An 18,471-nucleotide genomic window follows, 5' to 3' on the forward strand; every position below is an offset into this window, starting at 1 on the left:
GCCCTGTCATGTTCATCGTCTGCGGCGAAGCGCTCTTCGATGTCTTCTCGACCGGCGACACCGCCACCGGCCTGGCCTTCGACGGCCGCATCGGCGGCTCGCCGTTCAACGTCGCCATGGGCCTGGCCCGGCTGCGGCAGCCGGTCGGCTTCCTCGGCGGCATCGGCACCGGCTTCGCCGGCGAGCGGCTGATGCGCGCGCTGCTCGACGAAGGCATCGACACGCGCTGCGCGGCGCGCCTGGACGCGCCGACGACGCTGAGCCTCGTCGGCCTCGATGCGCGCGGGGTGCCCTCCTACGCCTTCTACGGCCACGGCGCGGCGGACCGCGCGCTGCGGCCCGAGCACCTGGACGCGGTGCCGCCCGAGGCGCGCGCCTTCCACTTCGGCTCCTACGCGATGGTGGTGGACCCGGTGGCATCGACGCAGCGCCTGCTGGTCGAGCGCGAGCACCCTCGCAGCCTGATCAGCTACGACCCGAACATCCGCGCCAACGTCGAGCCGGACCTCGCGGTGTGGCGCAGCACGCTGCTGTGGATGCTGCCGCGCACGCACCTGCTGAAGATCAGCGACGAGGACCTCGCGCTGCTGCACCCCGGCCGCACGCCCGAGGCCTTCGCGGCCGAGGCGCTGGCCGCCGGCACCGCGCTGGTGGTGGTCACGCGCGGCGCCGACGGTGCGCTCGGCTTCACCGCGCGCGAGACGGTCGCGGTGCCCGGCGTGCCGGTGGCGCTGGTCGACACGGTCGGCGCGGGCGACACCTTCCAGGCCGCGCTGCTGACCTGGCTGGCCGAGCGCGACCGCCTGGACGCGGCGGCGCTGGCATCGCTGAGACGCGACGAGCTCGACGGCGCGCTGCGTTTCGCCGCCCAGGCCGCGGCCATCACCTGCTCGCGCCGCGGCGCCGACCTGCCGCGGCGCGCCGAGCTGCCGGACCGCTAACCCGTCAAAGGCGCGTCACCGGCGCCGGCGCCCGCATCGCCGGCGGCGGCGGCGGACCTCACAAACGCCGGTGCGACAGCGCCGGCAGCCGCGTGCGCACTTCGTCCAGCCGCGCGCGCGACAGCTCGCCCATCACGACGCCCTCGCCTTCGTCGCGGCAGCCGAGCAGCTGCCCCCACGGGTCGGCGATCAGCGTGTGGCCCCAGGTGCGGCGGCCGTTCTCGTGCACCCCGCCTTGCGCCGGCGCCATCACGTAGCACTGGTTCTCGACCGCGCGGGCGCGCAGCAGCAGTTCCCAGTGCGCCTCGCCGGTCGGGTAGGTGAAGGCCGCCGGCACGACGATCAGGTCACAGGCGGGGCGCATCAGCGCACGGTAGAGCTCGGGGAAGCGCAGGTCGTAGCAGACCGACAGCCCGATGCGCCAGCCGTCGGCATCGAAGGCCACCGGTTCGGTGCCCGCCTCGAGCACGCGGCCTTCGTCGTAGCGCTCGCGGCCGTTGTCGAAGTTGAACAGGTGCATCTTGTCGTAGCGCGTGATGCGCGAGCCGTCGGGCGCGTAGACCAGCGTGCTGTTGCGCACGCGCTCGGGATCGGCCGTGCGCAGCGGCAGCGTGCCGCCGATCACCCACACCTGGTGGTCGCGCGCGATCGTCGACAGCGCGGCCTGGATCGGCCCGTCGTCGAGCGTTTCGGCGACGCCGAGCTTGTCGCGGTCGTTGCGGCCCATCAGGCAGAAGTACTCGGGCAGCGCGACCAGCCGCGCACCGGCCGCCGAGGCCTCGGCGGCCAGGCGCGCCGCGGCGGCGAGGTTGCGATCGACGTCGGGCGTCGAGACCATCTGCAGGGCGGCGATCTTCATGTGGCGGCTCGCGAAAGGTTCAAATGGCTGCGCGGCGGCGCGCACACCGCCGCCCTCACGGATTGCGCGGCGGCGCCGAAGCCGCTGCCGCGGGGCTGGCGGGTATCGACGGCGCCGGTTCGCCCGGCTTGCGCTCGACCTGCACCACCTTCGGATCGGCCCACGCGCCGCTGATGCGGAACTCGCGGGTATTGGCCTCGGCCAGCGGCCCGCGCAGCAGCCACTGGCCCAGGAAGGTGCCGAGCCCGATCGCCGGGTGGATCGCGGCATAGGCCAGCGACGCGGTGCCGGCGTTGATCTCGGGCACGACGATCACGCGCAGGTCCTGCGTCTCGCGCTGGATGTCGGCCGAGCCTTCCATCAGCACCGCCGCCTGCACGCCGCGCAGCCGCAGGTTGTTGGTGTGCGCGATGCCGCGTTCGAGCCGCACGTCGCCGGTGACGTTGTCGAACGCGAAGCCTTCCTGGAACACGTCGCGGAAGTCCAGCGCCAGGCGCCGCGGCAGCGCCTGCAGGCTCAGCACGCCCAGCAGCCGCGCGGCGCCCGGGTCGGCCTTCAGGAACTGGCCGGCATCGAGGGCCAGCGTCATCTGGCCGTCGAGTGTCGGCGCGTCGAAGTCCAGCGGCGACCCGGCCCAGCCGATCTGCCCCTGCAGCCGGCCCTTGCCACCGCGCACGACGCGGCCGAAGCCCAGGCGTTCGAGCAGGTCGCCGCCGTCGGCGATGTCGAGCCGGAAGTCCATCGCCATGCGGCGCCTGTTCGGCGCGTTGGGCGGCGCGCCGGCGACATAGCCCCACTGGCCGTTCGCATGCAGCGTGCCGTCGGGCGTCTGCAGGCTCAGGTTGTTCAGCCGCCATTCCCGCGCCGACTCGACACCGCTCGCCCCGCGGTTCACCGCCTCGACCACCAGCTTGCCGAGCTTCTTGCCGCGCAGCTCGAACTCGTCGACCTGGATGTCCAGCGCCGGCACGCTGGCCGGCGCCTGCTCCAGCAGGCCTTCGACGCCCTCGGCATCGGCCTTGGGCAGCGACAGCCGCGCGAGCCGCGCGTGGATGCGGCCGGCGCTGGCCGGGCCGCGCGGCTCACGGTAGTCGATCTGGCCCTGCACCTGATCGGCGCTGACCTGGGCGCGCCAGGCTTCGTCGGCGCCGCTGCCGTGGCGGTTCAGCGCGAGCGTCAACTGCGTCAGCTTGCGGCCGCCGAAGACCAGCTCGGGCGTCTTCACGTGGATCGACTGCGGCACGTAGGCGTTGTCGATCGCGCCGCCCGGCCCGCCGCCCGCAGCGCCGGCGGCGCCTGAGCCGCCGGTGCCGCCGGAACCGCCAAGCACCGCCTGCCAGGCATCGACGTTCAACGACGCCGGCTCCAGCACCGCGCGACCGCCGGGCGCCATCTCCGGCAGCGGCGCCTGCAGCGCCAGCGCGCTGCGCAGCACCTGCGGCGACGGGCCGGACAGGTCGCGCAGGTACTGGGCCTGCAGCACGCTGCCGAGCTCGATGCGCAGCACATCGCGCGACGGCGCACCGGCCTGGCCGCGCACTTCAGGCGCTATCGACGTCTGCAGCTTCAGCGGCCAGATCACCTCAGCCGGCTTGCGCAGCGGCGCCGGCAGGTCGATCGCGATGCCGGCGAGGCCGCTGGTGATCAGCAGCTCGGAGTGACCGTGCACGATGCCCAGCTGCGCGCGGTAGGCCGCCTGGCCCTGCAGCCGCGCGGTCCAGCGCGCATAGGCACTGAGCTCGGGCGCGCGCCGCAGGCCCTCGGCGCTCGCCTGGCCACTGGCCTGGAAGCGCAGGCTGCCGTCCGGCTGCGTGCCGCCGTCGATCAGCGCATCGCCGCCGTACAGGCGGGCGGTGGCGCCCGTGACCTGCACGCCCTTGTGCGTGAAGTCCACCCGCCCGCGCGCGCCGGCCAGCAGCGGCGTCTCCGGCCGCAGGCGCACGTCGCCGCCCTGCAGCATCACGCTGCCCTTGACCGTCGACTGGTCGAGGTGCGTCAGCGGCAGGTTCAGCGACAGCTGCAGCTCGGCCGCCCCGGCGGCGCTGGCCGGTGCCAGCGCATGGCCGATCCAGCCGTCGATCGGCGTCGCCACGACGTAACGCATGAAATCAGCGGCCGGTCCACGCGCGCGGCCGTCGATGGTCAGCGTGCGCTGGTCGGTCGCCATGTCGCGGATGCCGCCGTTGACCTCGTGCAGCTCGATGCCCCACAGCCGCCCGCGCGCCTGGCGGATCTGCATGCCGGTGCGCTCGAACACCAGCTCGCCGGCGATGTCGCTGAAGGCCGGCCAGGTTGGCTCGCCGCCGGCGAGGTTGGGCACGTAGGCCAGCGCCACGCCCTGCACCTGGCCGGCGATGCGGAACTCGCCGTCCTTGCGGTTCAGGTACGGGAAGTCCGACAGGTCGCCCTTGACGCGGAAGGTGGCGGTGTTGATGCGGCCGGCCTGCACCGCATGCGTCACGTAGTTGCGCGGGCCCGGCCCCAGCCCGAGCGGCAGGTAGCGCGCGACGGCGGTGGCGCGGCCGTTCGACAGCTTGCCGTTCAGCTCCAGCGCGCCCGGCAGCCGGTTGCCCTTGCCGAACCCGGTGCCGGCCCCGGTGTGCCAGCGCGCGCTCAACTCGCCCTGCGCGTCGTCGTTCTCGAAGCGCGCATCGTCGACGTCCAGGCTGATGCGCGGCGCCGCGTCGGCGGTCGCCGGGCGTTCGATGCGCCACTGCAGCCGCGCGCCGAAGCGCTTCAGCGGCACCACCGGCTCCTCGAACACGCCCGGGAATTCCAGTGCACCGTCGGTCAGGGCGAGGCGGGCCTCGCCGCCGCTGTCGCTGGCGCTGAATTCGACGTCCGCGCCGCGCCAGCCGGGGCGGCCGACCACGCCCGGCGCCGACGCCGCGGCGGCGATCGACATCGCCTTGACAGCCGCCTTGACCTGGTAGCGCTCGGGCGCATCGAGCGCGCCCTGCCAGCTCGCGGCGAGGTCACTGACCTGCCCCCGCGGCGCCAGCTGCGCCAGCAACTGGCGCACGCCGCTGCCCAGCGGCAGCCGCTCGGCCAGCTCCGCGGTCACCGCCAGGTCGGCCTGGTCGATCGACAGCTCGCCGCCGGTGATCGGGTGATCACCCGCCGGCTCGCTGGCGCGCTGCGGCTGGCGCTGCCGCCACGACAGGGCGAGGTTGCCCGCCGGCCAGGTCTGGCCCTCGGCGGTCGTGAAGCCGAATCCCTTGGCGCTGAAGCGCACGCCGTCGGCCTGCCGCTCGGCCACCAGGCGGCCGCCCGCCTGCGCCAGCGCCAGCGGCTCCAGGCCCTTGCCCAGGCGCACCGAGACGTCGTTCAGCGCCACGTCCAGCGTCGCGCCGCGCGCCAGGCCCTGGTCGAAGTCGACCCAGGCGCGCAGCGCGCCGCTGCCCTGCGACAACTCGAACGGCAGGTCGACATGGCGGCGCAGCTCCGACACCGTCGCCCGCGGCAGATCGGCATGCACGGTGCCACGCCAGCGCTGCCAGTCGCCCGCGCGCGCGAACAGCAGCGGCTGGCGCGCCTGCGCGACGATGCTGAAGCGATCGCCCCAGTCCGCCGGTGGTGTCGCGTCCAGCCGCAGCTCGTGCGTGCGGCGGCGGTTGCGCAGCACCAGTTGCACGTCCGACAGCGCCAGCGCCGGCGCCGCGCGCTGCTCGTCGACCCAGCGCACGGTGCCGCGGCGGATCACGAACTCATGCTGCTCGAAGACCCAGTCGGCGAACTGCTGGCCGTTCTCGCCCCCGACATGGTCGGCCTCGACGTCCATGCCGGCAACATGGAGGCGGCCCTGCGCATCTCGGCGCACCTCGAGCCGCGCATCGTCGATCAGCAGCTGCTCGAAACGCAGGTGCAGGCCGAGCAGCGCGGGCACCGACAACGCCGCGGCGACGCGCGGCAGCTTCAGCGCCTCGCGGCCCTTGGCATCGCGCAGGACGACGTCCTTCAGCTCGAAGGCCGGCACCCAGCCGGACGAGCGCACCTCGATGCGGCCGATCTCGACCGGCGCGCCGAGCGCGCGGCTGGCCTGCGCCTCGATGCGCGGACGCCAGTCGTCCAGGCGAGGCAGAATCCCCCAATGCAGAGTCAGCCACGCGACGAGGCATAAAGTCCACGCCGCGAACAGACCCCAGGCGCCCCAGCGCAGGCCGGCACGCCACCAACGCCACGTGCGGGCCGGCGCGCTGGCCGGCAGGACGGCCGACGGTTCGGCGGCGCGAGGCGAGGACGACATGAATGAGGGACCAGCAGCGAGAACGTCGGTTGTAGTACGCAGCGACGCCTGCTGATGACGAAGCAATCGAGCCGCCGGAGCGCCCCGGCGATCGGGGCAATCTAGCACACAGACTTCGGCGCGATCGATGGGTTCCGACCTCTCAGACATTCCGTTGGCGGCCTCCGCGCTGCACAGCCGCTACGTGCAGCGCATCCGGCGCCGGTACGCGGCCGAGCTCGCCGAGCTGCCTGCGGGTTTGCCCGATGCCGCGGCCATCACCGCGCTGGTCGAGCGGCTGCAAGCCGGCGGCCGCCCGCTCGTGTCGGCGCTGCGCGTCGCGCGCCAGCTGGTGCTCGAACGGCTGGCGGTGCTCGACGTCGAGCAGCAGGCGCCGCTGGCCGACATCACGGCGGCGATGACCGCGCTGGCCGAGGCGACGCTGGAGCTGGCGCTGGCGCAGGCCCGCGCCGACGAGGACGCCCGCAGCGGCGCGCCCGTCACCGCCGACGGCAAGTCGATCGACTTCTGGATCATCGGCATGGGCAAGCTCGGCGCGCGCGAGCTCAACGTGTCGTCCGACATCGACCTGATCTACGTCTACGAGGACGACGGCCAGACGCCGGGCCTGGCCGGAACGCCGGGCCGCAGTGCGCACGAATATTTCTCGGCGGTGGCCAAGCGGCTCTACGCGCTGATCGGCGACACCACCGAGGACGGCTTCGTATTCCGCGTCGACCTCGCGCTGCGGCCGAACGGCAATTCCGGCCCGCCGGTGGTCAGCATGGGCATGCTGGAGGAGTACTTCCAGGTCCAGGGCCGCGAGTGGGAACGTTTCGCCTGGCTGAAGAGCCGCGTGGTCGCGCCGCGTGCGGCGGTCATCACCGGCCGCGCGCTGCCGCTGCGGCCGCTGGTCACGGCCTTCGTCTACCGCCGCTACCTCGACTACGGCATCTTCGAGGGCCTGCGCCAGCTGCATCGCAAGATCCGCGAAGAAGCGCAGCGTCGCGCCGCCGGCCGGCCCGAGCGCGCCAACGACGTGAAGCTTTCGCGCGGCGGCATCCGCGAGATCGAGTTCATCGTGCAGTTGCTGCTGGTCGTGCGCGGCGGGCAATACCCCGAGATCCGCACCCGCTCGACCTTGAAGGCGCTGGGCAAGCTTACCGCGCGCGGGCTGATGACACCCGAGACGGCCGAGAAGCTCGCCGCCGGCTACACCTTCCTGCGCCGCGTCGAGCACCGCATCCAGTACCTCGACGACCAGCAGACGCACCTGCTGCCCACGCAGGACGGCGACCTGACCTGGATCGCGCAGTCGATGGGCCTGGCCGCGTGCCGGCCCGATGCCTGCGAGCTGCTCGACCGGCTGTGCGAGATCCGCGAGCTGGTGGCCACCGAGTTCGACGCGCTGCTGCACGACGGCCAGGCCCCCGCGCCGAACGCCGGCAAGGGCGGCTGCAAGCAGTGCGGCAACGGCCCGCTGGCGCTGGACAGCGACGCGCTGGCCGAGAAGCTGCCGCCCGAGCTCGCCGAGCGCGTGCGCCAGTGGTGCGCGCAGCCGCGCGTGCAGAACCTGCGCGACGAGCCGAAGCTGCGGCTGGGCAAGCTGATCCAGCGCGCCGCGGCCTGCGTCGACGAAGGCCATTGCACGCTCGATGCCGCGCTGCGCTTCGTCGACTGGCTCGAGCCGCTGCTGCGCCGCGACAGCTACCTCGCGCTGCTGGCCGAGCGGCCCTCGGTGCTCAAGCGCCTGCTCGGGCTGCTGGGGCTGGCGCGGTGGCCGATGCGGTACCTCATGCGCCATCCCGGCGTGATCGACGAGCTGGCCGACGCACGGCTGGTGCACAGCCGCTTCGACCGCGCCGAGTACCTGGCCTCGCTGGAAGAACGCCACGCGGCATGGGAGCGCAGTGGCCAGGCCGACGAGGAGTCGCTGCTCGACACCGTGCGCCATGCGCACCATGCCGAGGTCTTCCGCACGCTGGTGCGCGACGTCGAGCGCCTGATCACCGTCGAGCAGGTCGCCGACGACCTGTCGGCGCTGGCCGACGCCACCGTCGACATCACGCTGCGCTGGGCCTGGCCGCGGCTGAAGCAGCGCCACCGCGAATCGCCGCGCTTCGCGGTCATCGCCTACGGCAAGCTCGGCGGCAAGGAGCTCGGCTACGGCAGCGACCTCGATGTCGTCTTCCTCTACGACGATGCCGACGAGCCCGACGCCGACCGCGCGCAGGAGGTCTACGGCCACTGCGTGCGCAAGCTGATCACCTGGCTGACGCTGCGCACCGGCGCCGGCGAGCTGTTCGACATCGACACCGCGCTGCGGCCCAACGGCAACTCGGGCCTGCTGGTGACCTCGATCGCCGCCTTCGAGCGCTACCAGGTCGGCCGCGGCGGCAACACCGCGTGGACCTGGGAGCACCAGGCGCTCACACGCGCGCGCTTCTGCGCCGGCTCGCCGGACCTGGCGGAACGCTTCGAGGCGGTGCGCCGCCAGGTTCTCGCCGCGCCGCGCGACATCGAGGCGCTGAAGACCGAGGTCGTCGGCATGCGCGAGAAGGTGCGCCAGGCACGGCCGGTGAAGGCCGGGCTCTTCGACGTCAAGCACAGCGCCGGCGGCATGATGGACGCCGAGTTCGTCGTGCAGTACCTGGTGCTCGCGCATGGCGCGGCGCACCCGCCGCTGCTGGACAACGCCGGCAACATCGCGCTGCTGCAACGCGCGGAAAGCGCCGGGCTGCTGCCCGCCGGCACCGGCACCGCCGCGGCCGACGCCTACCGCGAGCTGCGGCGCGCGCAGCACCGCGCCCGCCTGGACGAACAGACGACGCAGTTTCCCGCGCCCCAGCTGGCGGCCGAGCGGGACGCGATCCTCGCGCTGTGGCGGGCCGTCTTCGGCTGAGCGCATCGTCGTGGCTGCTGCTGGCCGCGCTGCTCGCGGCCGGCAGCCTCGTCATGTGGTTTCTGCCGTCCACGCGCTGGGACTGGCAGCCCGGCCTTGCGTTGCGCCAGCCCTGGCGCTGGTGGACCGCGGCCTTCGTGCACCTGAGCGCGCTGCACCTCGTCGCCAACGGGCTCGGGCTGCTGCTGGTCGCGCTGCTCGGCCGCGCGGCCGGCTGCGGCCGCCGCGCGACGCTGGCCTGGCTGCTGGCCTGGCCGCTGACGCACGTCGCGCTGCTGCTGCAGCCGGCGCTCGCGCACTACGGCGGACTGTCGGGCGTGCTGCACGCCGGCGTCGCGATTGTCGCCTGGCAGCTGCTGTGCATCCGCGGCCTGCTGCAGCGGCTGGTCGGCGTCGCCCTGCTCGCCGGCCTGGCGCTCAAGCTGTGGTTCGAGGCGCCGTGGCGCGGCGGCCCGCTGCGCAGCGTGCCGGGCTGGGACATCCTGATCGCGCCCGGGGCGCACGCCAGCGGATCGTTCACCGGGCTGCTCTGCGCGGCCTTGCTCGTCAGACGATGACCGAACGCAAGACCCACCTCGATGCCCTGGCCATCGGCCTGCTGCTGCTGTGTTGCGCGCTGTGGGGCCTCAACCAGGTCGCCACGAAGCTGACCCTGGCCCACGTGCCGCCGCTGACGCAGGCGGCGTTGCGCTCGTTGGGCGCGGCGCTGCTGGTCGCGTTGTGGGCACGCGTGCGCGGCATCCCGCTGAACTTCGGCGATGGCACATTCAAGGGCGGCCTGCTCGCCGGGCTGCTGTTCGCCGTCGAGTTCGGCTGCATCTTCGTCGGCCTGCAGTACACCTCGGCGTCGCGCATGATCGTCTTCATCTACCTCGCGCCCTTCGTCGTCGCGCTGGGCATGCCGCTGGTGGCCAGGACGGAACGGCCCGACGCGGTGCAGCTGGTGGGCCTGGGAGCGGCGTTCGCCGGCGTCGCCTGGGCCTTCGCCGAAGGCTGGCATGCGCCGAGCGTCGGCGACCGGCAGTGGCTGGGTGACGCGTTGGGCGTGGCGGCCGCGCTGCTGTGGGGCGGCACGACGCTGGTCATCCGCGGCAGCCGGCTGACGACCGCCGCGCCGGAGGTGACGCTGCTCTACCAGTTGGGGGTCTCGGGCATCGCCCTCGGCGCCGCGGCGCTCGTTGCCGGCGAACGCTGGCCGGCGCAGTGGTCGGCCGCAGGCATCGGCCTGCTGGGCTACCAGACGGTGGTGGTCTGCTTCGCGAGCTACCTGCTGTGGTTCTGGCTCATCCGCCACTACCCGGCAACGCGGCTGGCGTCGTTCACGCTGCTGACGCCGCTGTTCGGGCTGCTGGCGGGCGTGGGGCTGCTGGGCGAGCCGCTGACGGCGCGGCTGGTGACCGCCTGCGCGGCGGTCGCGATCGGCATCGCGGTGGTCAACCGGCCGGCGCGCTGATCGCGCCGCCCGGGCGTACCGCTCAGGCCGGCTGCGGCTCGGCCCCGCCCGCGCCGCGCTGGGCGGCGGCCGCGGCGAGCTTCGTCGTCAGCTCCTTGCGGTAGCGATTGAGCTCCTGCACGCTCGCGAAGCTGCGCTCCATCAGCAGGCTCATGTTGTGCAGGATGCGCTCGACGACCTTGTTCTCCCAGACGGCGTCGAACTGGATCTGCTTGTCGAGCCAGTTCTCCAGCCACGCCGGGTCCGGCAGGCGGCTCTGGATCGTGTCGCGCGGGAAGAGCTTCGTATTGACGTGCAGGTTGGTCGGGTGCAGCGCCTGCGCGGTGCGGCGCGCGCTGGCCATCAGCACGCCGACCTTCGCGAAGGCGGCACGCGCCTCGTCGCCGAACTTGCCCATCGCGCGCTTCATGTAGCGCAGGTAGGCGCCGCCATGGCGCGCCTCGTCGCGCGCCAGCGTCTCGTAGATCTGCTTGATCACCGGCTCGGTGTGCCACTCGGACGCGCGGCGGTACCAGTGGTTCAGGCGCACCTCGCCACAGAAGTGCAGCATCAGCGTCTCGAGCGCCGGCGCGGGATCGAATTCGAAGCGGACCTGGTGCAGTTCTTCCTCGGTCGGCACGAGGTCCGGACGGAAGCGGCGCAGGTACTCCATCAGCACCAGCGAATGTTTCTGCTCCTCGAAGAACCAGACGCTCATGAAGGCGGAGAAGTCGCTGTCGTCGCGGTTGTCGCGCAGGAACATCTCGGTGGCCGGCAGCGCCGCCCACTCGGTGATCGCGTTCATCTTCACCGTCTGCGCCTGCTCTTCGCTGAGCAGCGAGGCGTCGAACTTGTCCCAGGCGATGTCCGAATCCATGTTCCAGCGAACGGACTCGAGTTGCTTGAAAAGTTCGGGGTAGAGCATGGCGCTTCCTGTGAAGAACAGGTCATTCTAGGCTGCCTACCGTTACAGGCGTCTTTCAGGGTCAATTCGCCCGTTCGCACGCTGTATTGCGCGCAGAAACCGCTTTCGTCTTGCAGCCTTTGTTCGGCTTCGATGCAGACGACGGGCGGCCGGATGGCGGAACCTTTTCCAATGACGGGTGTCAATGCCCCATCGGTTCGCCGCGCGTGATGCTTTTGCCCGCCGACATCCGACCCAGTTTTCAGCCGTGCAGCCTTCCGGGCAACCGGAGTGCAACCCTGAGGCGCTTCTCCTCCTCCTCCCTCCCTCCCTCGTTCGCGTCAGGGCGCTGCACGGCTTCTTCCACAAGCGAAAGCGCGGTGAGTCACCTCACCGCGCTTTTCATTGGGGCGCTGCGAACGCGCGATCAGCGCAGCCAGCCCTTGCGGCGGAAGTAGATGAAGGGTGCCGCCACCGACGCGATCATCAACCCGATCGCGAACGGGTAGCCGTACGACCAGTCCAGCTCCGGCATGGCCTTGAAGTTCATGCCGTAGATGCTGGCGATCAGCGTCGGCGGCAGCAGCGCGACCGACGCGACCGAGAAGATCTTGATGATCTTGTTCTGGTTGATGTTGATGAAGCCGACCGTGGCGTCCATCAGGAAGTTGATCTTGTCGAAGAGGAATGCGGTGTGCGAGTCGAGCGAATCGATGTCGCGCAGGATCTGCCGCGCCTCCTCGAACTGCTCGGCATTGAGCATCCGGCTGCGCATCATGAAGCTCACCGCGCGGCGCGTGTCCATCACGTTGCGGCGGATGCGGCCGTTGAGGTCTTCCTCGCGCGCGATCGCCGCCAGCGCGGCGCCGGCGGCCTGGTCGCCGACGTCCTGCTTCAGCACGCGCGCGCTGACCTGCTCGAGGTTGTCGTAGATGCCCTCGAGCTGGTCGGCCGAGTACTCGGCATCGGCGTCGTAGAGCTTCAGCAGCACGTCCTTGGCGTCTTCGATCAGCGCCGGCGTGCGGCGTGCGCGCAACCGCAGCAGCCGGAACACCGGCAGGTCCTCGGCATGCACCGAGAACAGCACGCCCTCCTTCAGGATGAAGGCCACGCGCACGTTGTGCGGCGCGTCCTCGCCACCGATGAGGAAGTCGGAGCGGATGTGCAGCTCGCCGTTGTCTTCCTCGTAGAAGCGGGCGGACTCTTCCAGGTCGTCGTCGACGATGTCCTCGGGAATCGTGACGCCGAAGCGCGCGGCGATCCAGCCCTTCTCGACCGGCGACGGCGCTTCCAGGTCGACCCACACGGGCCTCGCGCGCGCGAGGCCGGCGGCGTCCTCGATCTCTTCCTGCACCAGCCTGCCATTGGCCAGCACGAACACGTTCAGCATGCGGCTTCTCCGGCGCGCGAGCGGGTGCGGTGCGCCGAAACGGCGCTACTGCAGTTCGGGCGCAGCGAGCCGGGTGTACTGCTCGCGCGCCAGCGCTTCGAGCTCGTCGAAGGGCAAGGGCTTGGTGAAGACCTTCACGCCGTCGGGCAGGCCGCCGCGGTGGGCGATCTCGGCCGGACCGAGCGCGGTGACGACGACGATGCGCAGCTGCTCGCGTTCCTGCTGGTGCTTCTTCAGCGTATCGATCATCCGGAACCCGTCCATGCCGGGCATGTTCAGGTCGGTCAGCAGCAGGTCGGGGCAGCGGTCGCCGATGCGCAGCAGCGCCTCGAAACCATTGGTGGCGGTGCTCAGCTCGACCGGGATGTCCCAGCCTTCGATCACCATGCAGAACAGGCGCAGCAGGTCGGGATCGTCCTCGACGACGAGGATGCGCATGCGGCGCTCATCGGCTTCGGTCGCGGCCGGGACTTCGTCGGCGCCATGCAGCGCGTTGTTGCGCTCGGCGATCAGCTTCTCGACGGCGGCACGCGAGATGCGGCGGTGGCCGCCGGCGGTCTTCCAGGCCGGCAGCACGCCGCCTTCGACCCACAGCTGCACGGTGCGCAGCGCCACGCCGAGGCGTTCCGCAGCCTCGCGGGTGGACAGCACATCGGCGTTGGTCGCGCTCTTTCTCATCGAGCTCGCTTCGGGAGTGAAGGGCCGGTCCGACAGGATCGATCCGCGACGGCACCGATCAGCGGCGCCCCGGGGTTGTCGACCGCGCCTCGACCGAGCGCAAATCGTTAACTGCAGATTCCGCACTTTAGCTCGTTTTCGTGCGTTCCCGGCAGAGGGAATGCGCACGAGTACGTCAGGCCCACGGAACGAGCGCGTCAGCCATCGCAGCATGGAGCGGCACGCGGGGCCCGCGGAACGAGCACATCAGGGCTCACGGCCTGGGCACGTTCGGGCGCAGGGTGTTGTGCCGGGACGCGGCGTGCACCCACCCGGCAAACCCCCGGATGCTACACCCGGTCATCCCCTTGTCACGCGCCGCGCATCGGTTGCACACTGGGCTCGCAACGGGCGGCACCGAGCTGGTCGAAGCTGAGCGCCCCCGCTGCCCGACCCAGGCCAACCCTCGTGCAAAGGAGGTTCTGAATGAACCTGACGATCAGCGGACACCACCTCGAAGTGACACCTGCTCTGAGAGAGTACGTGCTCACGAAGCTAGACCGGGTCACCCGGCATTTCGACCAGGTGGTGGACATCAACATCCTGCTGACAGTCGAGAAGCTGACCGAAAAGGAGCGCAGGCAGAAGGCGGAAGTCACCCTCCACGTCAAGGGCAAGGACATCTTTGTCGAACAGTCGCACGAAGACCTATACGCAGCGATCGACCAGCTGATGGACAAGCTGGATCGCCAGGTCTGCCGCCACAAGGATCGGCTGCAGAACCACCACCACCAGTCGACCAAGCGCATGGACGCCGGCGCGGTGTGAGTTCTTGCCCCGGCGGCTGAAGCGCCGCCCCCCGATGCCGACGGCCCCGTAACGGGGCCGTTTCGTTGATCGCTGCAGCGCCGTGACAACATCCCGCAGTCGCGGGAGCTGTCAACCCTGCAGTGCAGCAACGCATTTCTATAATCACCGATCTGTCATCAGCCCGCGGTTTGCGTAGCCAGAAGCCGCCGCGATCCGGGGGAACGCCATGAACCGTCTCGCCGCCATCCTGCCCGCCAGCAACGTGTTGGTGAACGTCGACGCCACGAGCAAGAAGCGGGCTTTCGAGCATGCTGGGCTGATGTTCGAGAACCTGCACGCCATCGCGCGGGCCACTGTCACCGACAACCTGTTCGCCCGCGAGCGGCTGGGCTCCACCGGCCTGGGCCATGGTGTCGCCATTCCCCACGGCCGCATCAAGGGCCTGAAGAACCCGCTCGCCGCGGTGCTGCGCGTGCAGCAGCCGATTCCGTTCGATGCCCCGGACGACGAGCCGGTCAGCCTGCTGATCTTCCTGCTTGTGCCCGAGGCCGCGACGCAGCGCCACCTCGAGATCCTGTCCGAAATTGCCGAGCTGCTGTCCGACCGCGAGCTGCGCGAGCGCATGAAGGCCGCCGAGGACTCCGCCGCCTTGCACAAGCTGATCTCCGACTGGGCGCCGCTGAAGTCGGTCGCCTGATCCTCATCAGCCGGTGAAACCCACCTCGATCAGCGCCGAGGCCCTGTTCGAGGCCCACCGGGAGACCCTGCGCTGGGAATGGATCGCCGGCCATGCGCATCCCGAGCGCCGCTTCGATGAAGCCGCGGTGCGCGACGCGCAGTCGGCCGCCGACCTTGTCGGCTACCTGAACTACATCCATCCCTACCGCGTGCAGATCGTCGGCCGCCGCGAGGTGGCCTACCTGTCGTCGTCCTCGGTCGAGGACCAGGAGCGCCGCATCTCGCGCATCGTCACGCTCGAGCCGCCGGTGCTGATCGGCGCCGACGGTGTCTCCCCGCCGGACCGGCTGGTGGCGATGTGCGACCGCGCGGAAATCCCGCTCTTCGTGACGTCCGAGTCCGCGGGCCAGGTCATCGACATCGTGCGCGCCTACCTCGCGCAGCTGTTCGCCGACCGCATCACACGCCACGGCGTGTTCATGGACATCCTCGGCCTCGGCGTGCTGCTGACCGGCGAGTCCGGCCTCGGCAAGAGCGAACTGGGGCTGGAACTGATCTCGCGCGGCCACGGCCTCGTCGCCGACGATGCGGTCGATCTCTACAAGGTGTCGCAGAGCGCGCTCGAGGGCCGCTGCCCCGAGCTGCTGCTGAACCTGCTCGAAGTGCGCGGCATCGGCCTGCTCGACATCAAGGCGATCTTCGGCGAGACCGCCGTGCGCCGGAAGATGCGGCTGAAGCTCATCGTGCACCTCGTGCGCAAGGAGACGATGGAGCGCGAGTTCGAGCGCCTGCCCTACGAGCCGCTCTACGAGGACATCCTCGGCATCCCCGTGCGCAAGGTGGTGATCACCGTCGACGCCGGCCGCAACCTCGCGGTGCTGGTCGAGGCCGCCGTGCGCAACACCATCCTGCAGCTGCGCGGCATCGACACCTACCAGGAGTTCATCGAGCGCCACCAGCGCGCGATGGAACAGGGCGACGAATGAGCGCCCGTCGGCCGACGGGACCGTCGGCCGGGTACCCGTCAGCCTACTTCTGCCGGTGCGGGCAGGGGTTCTTGTTGCACACCGCGTACAGCGCGAGCGAGTGGTCCTGCAGGTCGAAGCCGCGCGTCTGCGCGACGGCGCGCTGGCGCTTCTCGATCTCGGCGTCGTAGAACTCCTCGACGCGGCCGCAGGTCAGGCACACGAGGTGGTCGTGGTGCTGGCCCTCGTTGAGCTCGAACACCGACTTGCCGGACTCGAAATGGCTGCGCGACAGCAGCCCCGCCTGCTCGAACTGCATCAGCACGCGGTAGACGGTCGCCAGGCCGATGTCAGCGCCTTCGGCGAGCAGCGCCTTGAACACGTCCTCGGCGGTCATGTGGCGCTGTTCGGTGCGCTGGAAGACCTCGAGGATCTTCAGGCGCGGCAGCGTGGCCTTGAGGCCGCTGTGCTTGAGGTCGTCGGCGTGGGACATGGGCGGAGGTGGAAGCCGGGAGCCCGCGAAAGGCGGGTCGCTAGAATCGGCCGCATCATATCCAGACGCCCGCCACCGCGACCAGTATTGCGACCAGTCGCACCGGGCGCCGCCCTCCTCGCATGACCCCTCCGATCCTCGCGCGCCGCGCCGGCGCACCGCTGCTGCTGCTGGCGCTGTCCCTCCTCGGCGGCTGCGCGTCGCTGCAGTCCTCGGAAAACAACTTCCTCGGCGTGATCACGCCCTACCGCATCGACATCGTGCAGGGCAACGTCGTCACGCAGGAGCAGGCCGCGCAGGTCAAGCCCGGCATGAGCCGGGAGCAGGTGCGCGACATCCTCGGCTCGCCGATGCTCGCCGACATCTTCCACGCCGATCGCTGGGACTACGTCTTCACGATCAAGCGTCCGGGAACCGAGCCGCAGCGGCGCTCGGTGGTCGCGATCTTCGAGAAGGACCAGCTCAAGCAGCTCGACGCGCCGGCGCTGCCGTCTGAGCGCGAATTCGTCGCGTCGATCAGCACCACCAAGGCCAGCGGCAAGGCGCCGGTGCTGGAGCTCACCGACGCGCAGAAGCAGGCGCTGCCGCGCCCCGCGCGCAACGAGAGCGCACCGGTCGAACCCGCCGGCGCCGTGCGCAGCTACCCGCCGCTGGAGCCGGCGTCGTGAGCGGTGCGGCCGCGAACGATCCGCTGCGCATCGCGATCAGCGGCGCCTCCGGCCGCATGGGCCGCATGCTGGCCGAGACCGTGCTCGGCGCAGCCGACTGCCGCCTCGCCGGCGCGCTCGACGTCGCCGGCAGCCCGGCGCTCGGCCAGGACCCGGGCGCGCCGCTCGGCCAGGCCACCGGCGTGGCGATCACCGACGACCTGCGCGCGGGCCTCGCGCCGGCGCAGGTGCTGATCGACTTCACCCGGCCCGAGGGCACGCTGGCGCACATCGCCGCCTGCCGCGCGCTCGGTGTCAAGGCCGTCATCGGCACCACCGGCTTCAGCCCCGAGCAGAAGGCAGAGATCGCCGCGCACGCGAAGCACATTGCCATCGTGCTGGCGCCGAACATGATGGTCGGCGTCAACGTGGTGATGCGCCTGCTCGAACAGGCTGCGCGCGCCTTGAACGAGGGCTACGACATCGAGATCGTCGAGGCCCACCACCGCCACAAGGTCGACGCGCCCAGCGGCACCGCGCTGCAGATGGGCGAGGTCATCGCCGGCGCGCTCGGCCGCGACTTGAAGACCTGCGGCGTGTTCGCGCGCGAAGGCGTCACCGGCCCGCGCGACCCGTCGACGATCGGCTTCTCCGCGATCCGCGGCGGCGACATCGTCGGCGACCACACGGTGCTGTTCGCCGGCACCGGCGAGCGCATCGAGATCTCGCACAAGAGCGGCAGCCGCGTGGCCTACGCGCAGGGTGCGCTGCGTGCGGCGCGCTTCCTGGCGGACAAGCCGAGCGGCCTGTTCACGATGACCGACGTGCTGCAACTGGCCTGATGGAAGGCCTCACCCAGTTCTGGGCCCAGAGCGACGGCATCGCCCGCGCGGTGGCCGTGCTGCTGCTGGCGATGTCGATCAGCGCCTGGGTGGTGATCCTGTGGAAGGCCTGGATCCTGCAGCGTGCGCGCCACGACATCCGGCGCGCGGTGCCGGCCTTCTGGGCCGCGCCCTCGCTCGATGCCGGTCGCGACCGGCTCTCCGCGCTGGACCGCGAACAGGTGCTGCTGCCGCTGCTGGCCGCCACGGCGCCGCACGAAGCCCGCGGCACGCTCGAGACCCACGGCGCGCTGGCCTCGCAGCTGACGCGCCGGTTGCGCGACGCGCTGCACCGCGGCCTCGCGCACCTGCAGTTCGGCCAGGTGCTGCTGGCCTCGATCGGCAGCACCGCGCCCTTCATCGGTCTGTTCGGCACGGTCTGGGGCATCTACCACGCGCTGGTCAGCATCTCGGCCGCCGGCGCGATCACCATCGAGAAGGTGTCCGGCCCGGTCGGCGAGGCGCTGATCATGACCGCCGCCGGCCTCGCGGTGGCGATTCCCGCGGTGCTGGCCTACAACCTGTTCGGCAAGTGGGTCGCCGCCTGCGAGGCCGAGCTCGAGGGCTTCGCGCACGACCTGCGCGAGATGGCACTCGAGAGCCAGTCGCCCTCCCGCGATAGTTGACGCGATGCTGCCCCCCAGCTCGCTTCGCTCACGGCCCCCCGAGGGGGCGCCAGCGTCCTTC

The 18,471-nt window shown here is 71.2% G+C and carries 16 protein-coding genes; 10 read left to right on the forward strand and 6 right to left on the reverse strand.

What is annotated here, in order from left to right:
• Positions 1 to 8: 8 nt before the first annotated feature.
• Positions 9 to 941, forward strand: coding sequence for a carbohydrate kinase family protein (locus P1K89_RS19115; RefSeq protein WP_284618092.1), 933 nt, complete (start codon positions 9 to 11; stop codon positions 939 to 941).
• A 58-nt stretch (positions 942 to 999) separates the two neighbouring features.
• On the opposite strand, the gene P1K89_RS19120 is transcribed toward P1K89_RS19115, so the two are convergent.
• Together P1K89_RS19120 and P1K89_RS19125 are read right to left on the reverse strand one after the other, a co-directional pair.
• Positions 1,000 to 1,800 (reverse strand): carbon-nitrogen hydrolase family protein, encoded by an 801-nt coding sequence (locus tag P1K89_RS19120; RefSeq protein WP_284618093.1) that lies wholly within the window; start codon positions 1,798 to 1,800, stop codon positions 1,000 to 1,002.
• 55 nt (positions 1,801 to 1,855) lie between these two features.
• Complete coding sequence (locus tag P1K89_RS19125; RefSeq protein WP_284618094.1) at positions 1,856 to 6,046, reverse strand: YhdP family protein; 4,191 nt, start codon at positions 6,044 to 6,046, stop codon at positions 1,856 to 1,858.
• 127 nt (positions 6,047 to 6,173) lie between these two features.
• Here P1K89_RS19125 and glnE point away from each other — a divergent pair, with 127 nt between their 5' ends.
• The 3 genes from glnE to P1K89_RS19140 are packed head-to-tail and all read left to right on the forward strand — an operon-like array spanning position 6,174 to position 10,380.
• Positions 6,174 to 8,927, forward strand: a complete 2,754-nt coding sequence (gene glnE / locus P1K89_RS19130) for a bifunctional [glutamate--ammonia ligase]-adenylyl-L-tyrosine phosphorylase/[glutamate--ammonia-ligase] adenylyltransferase (protein ID WP_284618095.1) — start codon at positions 6,174 to 6,176, stop codon at positions 8,925 to 8,927.
• The gene (gene rrtA, locus P1K89_RS19135) at positions 8,906 to 9,484 is read left to right on the forward strand and encodes a rhombosortase (RefSeq protein ID WP_284618096.1); all 579 of its coding nucleotides are present in this window, start codon (positions 8,906 to 8,908) and stop codon (positions 9,482 to 9,484) included. The genes glnE and rrtA overlap by 22 nt, the downstream gene beginning before the upstream one ends.
• Positions 9,481 to 10,380, forward strand: a complete 900-nt coding sequence (locus tag P1K89_RS19140) for a DMT family transporter (RefSeq protein ID WP_284618097.1) — start codon at positions 9,481 to 9,483, stop codon at positions 10,378 to 10,380. The genes rrtA and P1K89_RS19140 overlap by 4 nt, the downstream gene beginning before the upstream one ends.
• Positions 10,381 to 10,402: 22 nt before the next feature.
• On the opposite strand, the gene P1K89_RS19145 is transcribed toward P1K89_RS19140, so the two are convergent.
• The 3 genes from P1K89_RS19145 to P1K89_RS19155 all read right to left on the reverse strand — a co-directional run bounded on the left by P1K89_RS19145 (position 10,403) and on the right by P1K89_RS19155 (position 13,331).
• On the reverse strand, positions 10,403 to 11,284 hold the full coding sequence (locus tag P1K89_RS19145; RefSeq protein WP_284618098.1) for a ferritin family protein: 882 nt from the start codon (positions 11,282 to 11,284) through the stop codon (positions 10,403 to 10,405).
• 406 nt (positions 11,285 to 11,690) lie between these two features.
• Positions 11,691 to 12,653 (reverse strand): magnesium/cobalt transporter CorA, encoded by a 963-nt coding sequence (corA, locus tag P1K89_RS19150; RefSeq protein ID WP_284618099.1) that lies wholly within the window; start codon positions 12,651 to 12,653, stop codon positions 11,691 to 11,693.
• A gap of 45 nt (positions 12,654 to 12,698) precedes the next feature.
• Positions 12,699 to 13,331, reverse strand: a complete 633-nt coding sequence (locus tag P1K89_RS19155) for a response regulator (RefSeq protein WP_284618100.1) — start codon at positions 13,329 to 13,331, stop codon at positions 12,699 to 12,701.
• 465 nt (positions 13,332 to 13,796) lie between these two features.
• Between P1K89_RS19155 and hpf the strand changes: the two genes are divergently transcribed.
• The 3 genes from hpf to hprK all read left to right on the forward strand — a co-directional run bounded on the left by hpf (position 13,797) and on the right by hprK (position 15,784).
• A complete protein-coding gene (hpf, locus tag P1K89_RS19160; protein ID WP_173120997.1) occupies positions 13,797 to 14,138 on the forward strand; it encodes a ribosome hibernation-promoting factor, HPF/YfiA family in 342 nt (113 codons plus the stop codon).
• Positions 14,139 to 14,346: 208 nt separating this feature from the next.
• Positions 14,347 to 14,817 carry a PTS sugar transporter subunit IIA gene (locus P1K89_RS19165; RefSeq protein ID WP_284618101.1) on the forward strand — a complete coding sequence of 157 codons (471 nt, stop codon included), beginning with the start codon at positions 14,347 to 14,349 and terminating at the stop codon, positions 14,815 to 14,817.
• Between the two features lie 13 nt (positions 14,818 to 14,830).
• A complete protein-coding gene (hprK, locus tag P1K89_RS19170) occupies positions 14,831 to 15,784 on the forward strand; it encodes an HPr(Ser) kinase/phosphatase (protein ID WP_284618102.1) in 954 nt (317 codons plus the stop codon).
• 43 nt (positions 15,785 to 15,827) lie between these two features.
• On the opposite strand, the gene fur is transcribed toward hprK, so the two are convergent.
• The gene (gene fur, locus P1K89_RS19175) at positions 15,828 to 16,256 is read right to left on the reverse strand and encodes a ferric iron uptake transcriptional regulator (protein ID WP_284618103.1); all 429 of its coding nucleotides are present in this window, start codon (positions 16,254 to 16,256) and stop codon (positions 15,828 to 15,830) included.
• Positions 16,257 to 16,378: 122 nt separating this feature from the next.
• Here fur and P1K89_RS19180 point away from each other — a divergent pair, with 122 nt between their 5' ends.
• The 3 genes from P1K89_RS19180 to P1K89_RS19190 are packed head-to-tail and all read left to right on the forward strand — an operon-like array spanning position 16,379 to position 18,410.
• Positions 16,379 to 16,924 (forward strand): outer membrane protein assembly factor BamE, encoded by a 546-nt coding sequence (locus tag P1K89_RS19180; RefSeq protein ID WP_284618104.1) that lies wholly within the window; start codon positions 16,379 to 16,381, stop codon positions 16,922 to 16,924.
• Entirely contained in the window at positions 16,921 to 17,745 is an 825-nt protein-coding gene (gene dapB, locus P1K89_RS19185) for a 4-hydroxy-tetrahydrodipicolinate reductase (protein ID WP_284618105.1), read from the forward strand. The genes P1K89_RS19180 and dapB overlap by 4 nt, the downstream gene beginning before the upstream one ends.
• The gene (locus P1K89_RS19190; RefSeq protein WP_284618106.1) at positions 17,745 to 18,410 is read left to right on the forward strand and encodes a MotA/TolQ/ExbB proton channel family protein; all 666 of its coding nucleotides are present in this window, start codon (positions 17,745 to 17,747) and stop codon (positions 18,408 to 18,410) included. Before dapB ends, P1K89_RS19190 begins: the two co-directional genes overlap by 1 nt.
• Positions 18,411 to 18,471: the final 61 nt, after the last annotated feature.

Origin of the sequence: Aquabacterium humicola, assembly GCF_030167915.1 — a bacterium.
Classification (GTDB): domain Bacteria; phylum Pseudomonadota; class Gammaproteobacteria; order Burkholderiales; family Burkholderiaceae_C; genus Pseudaquabacterium; species Pseudaquabacterium humicola.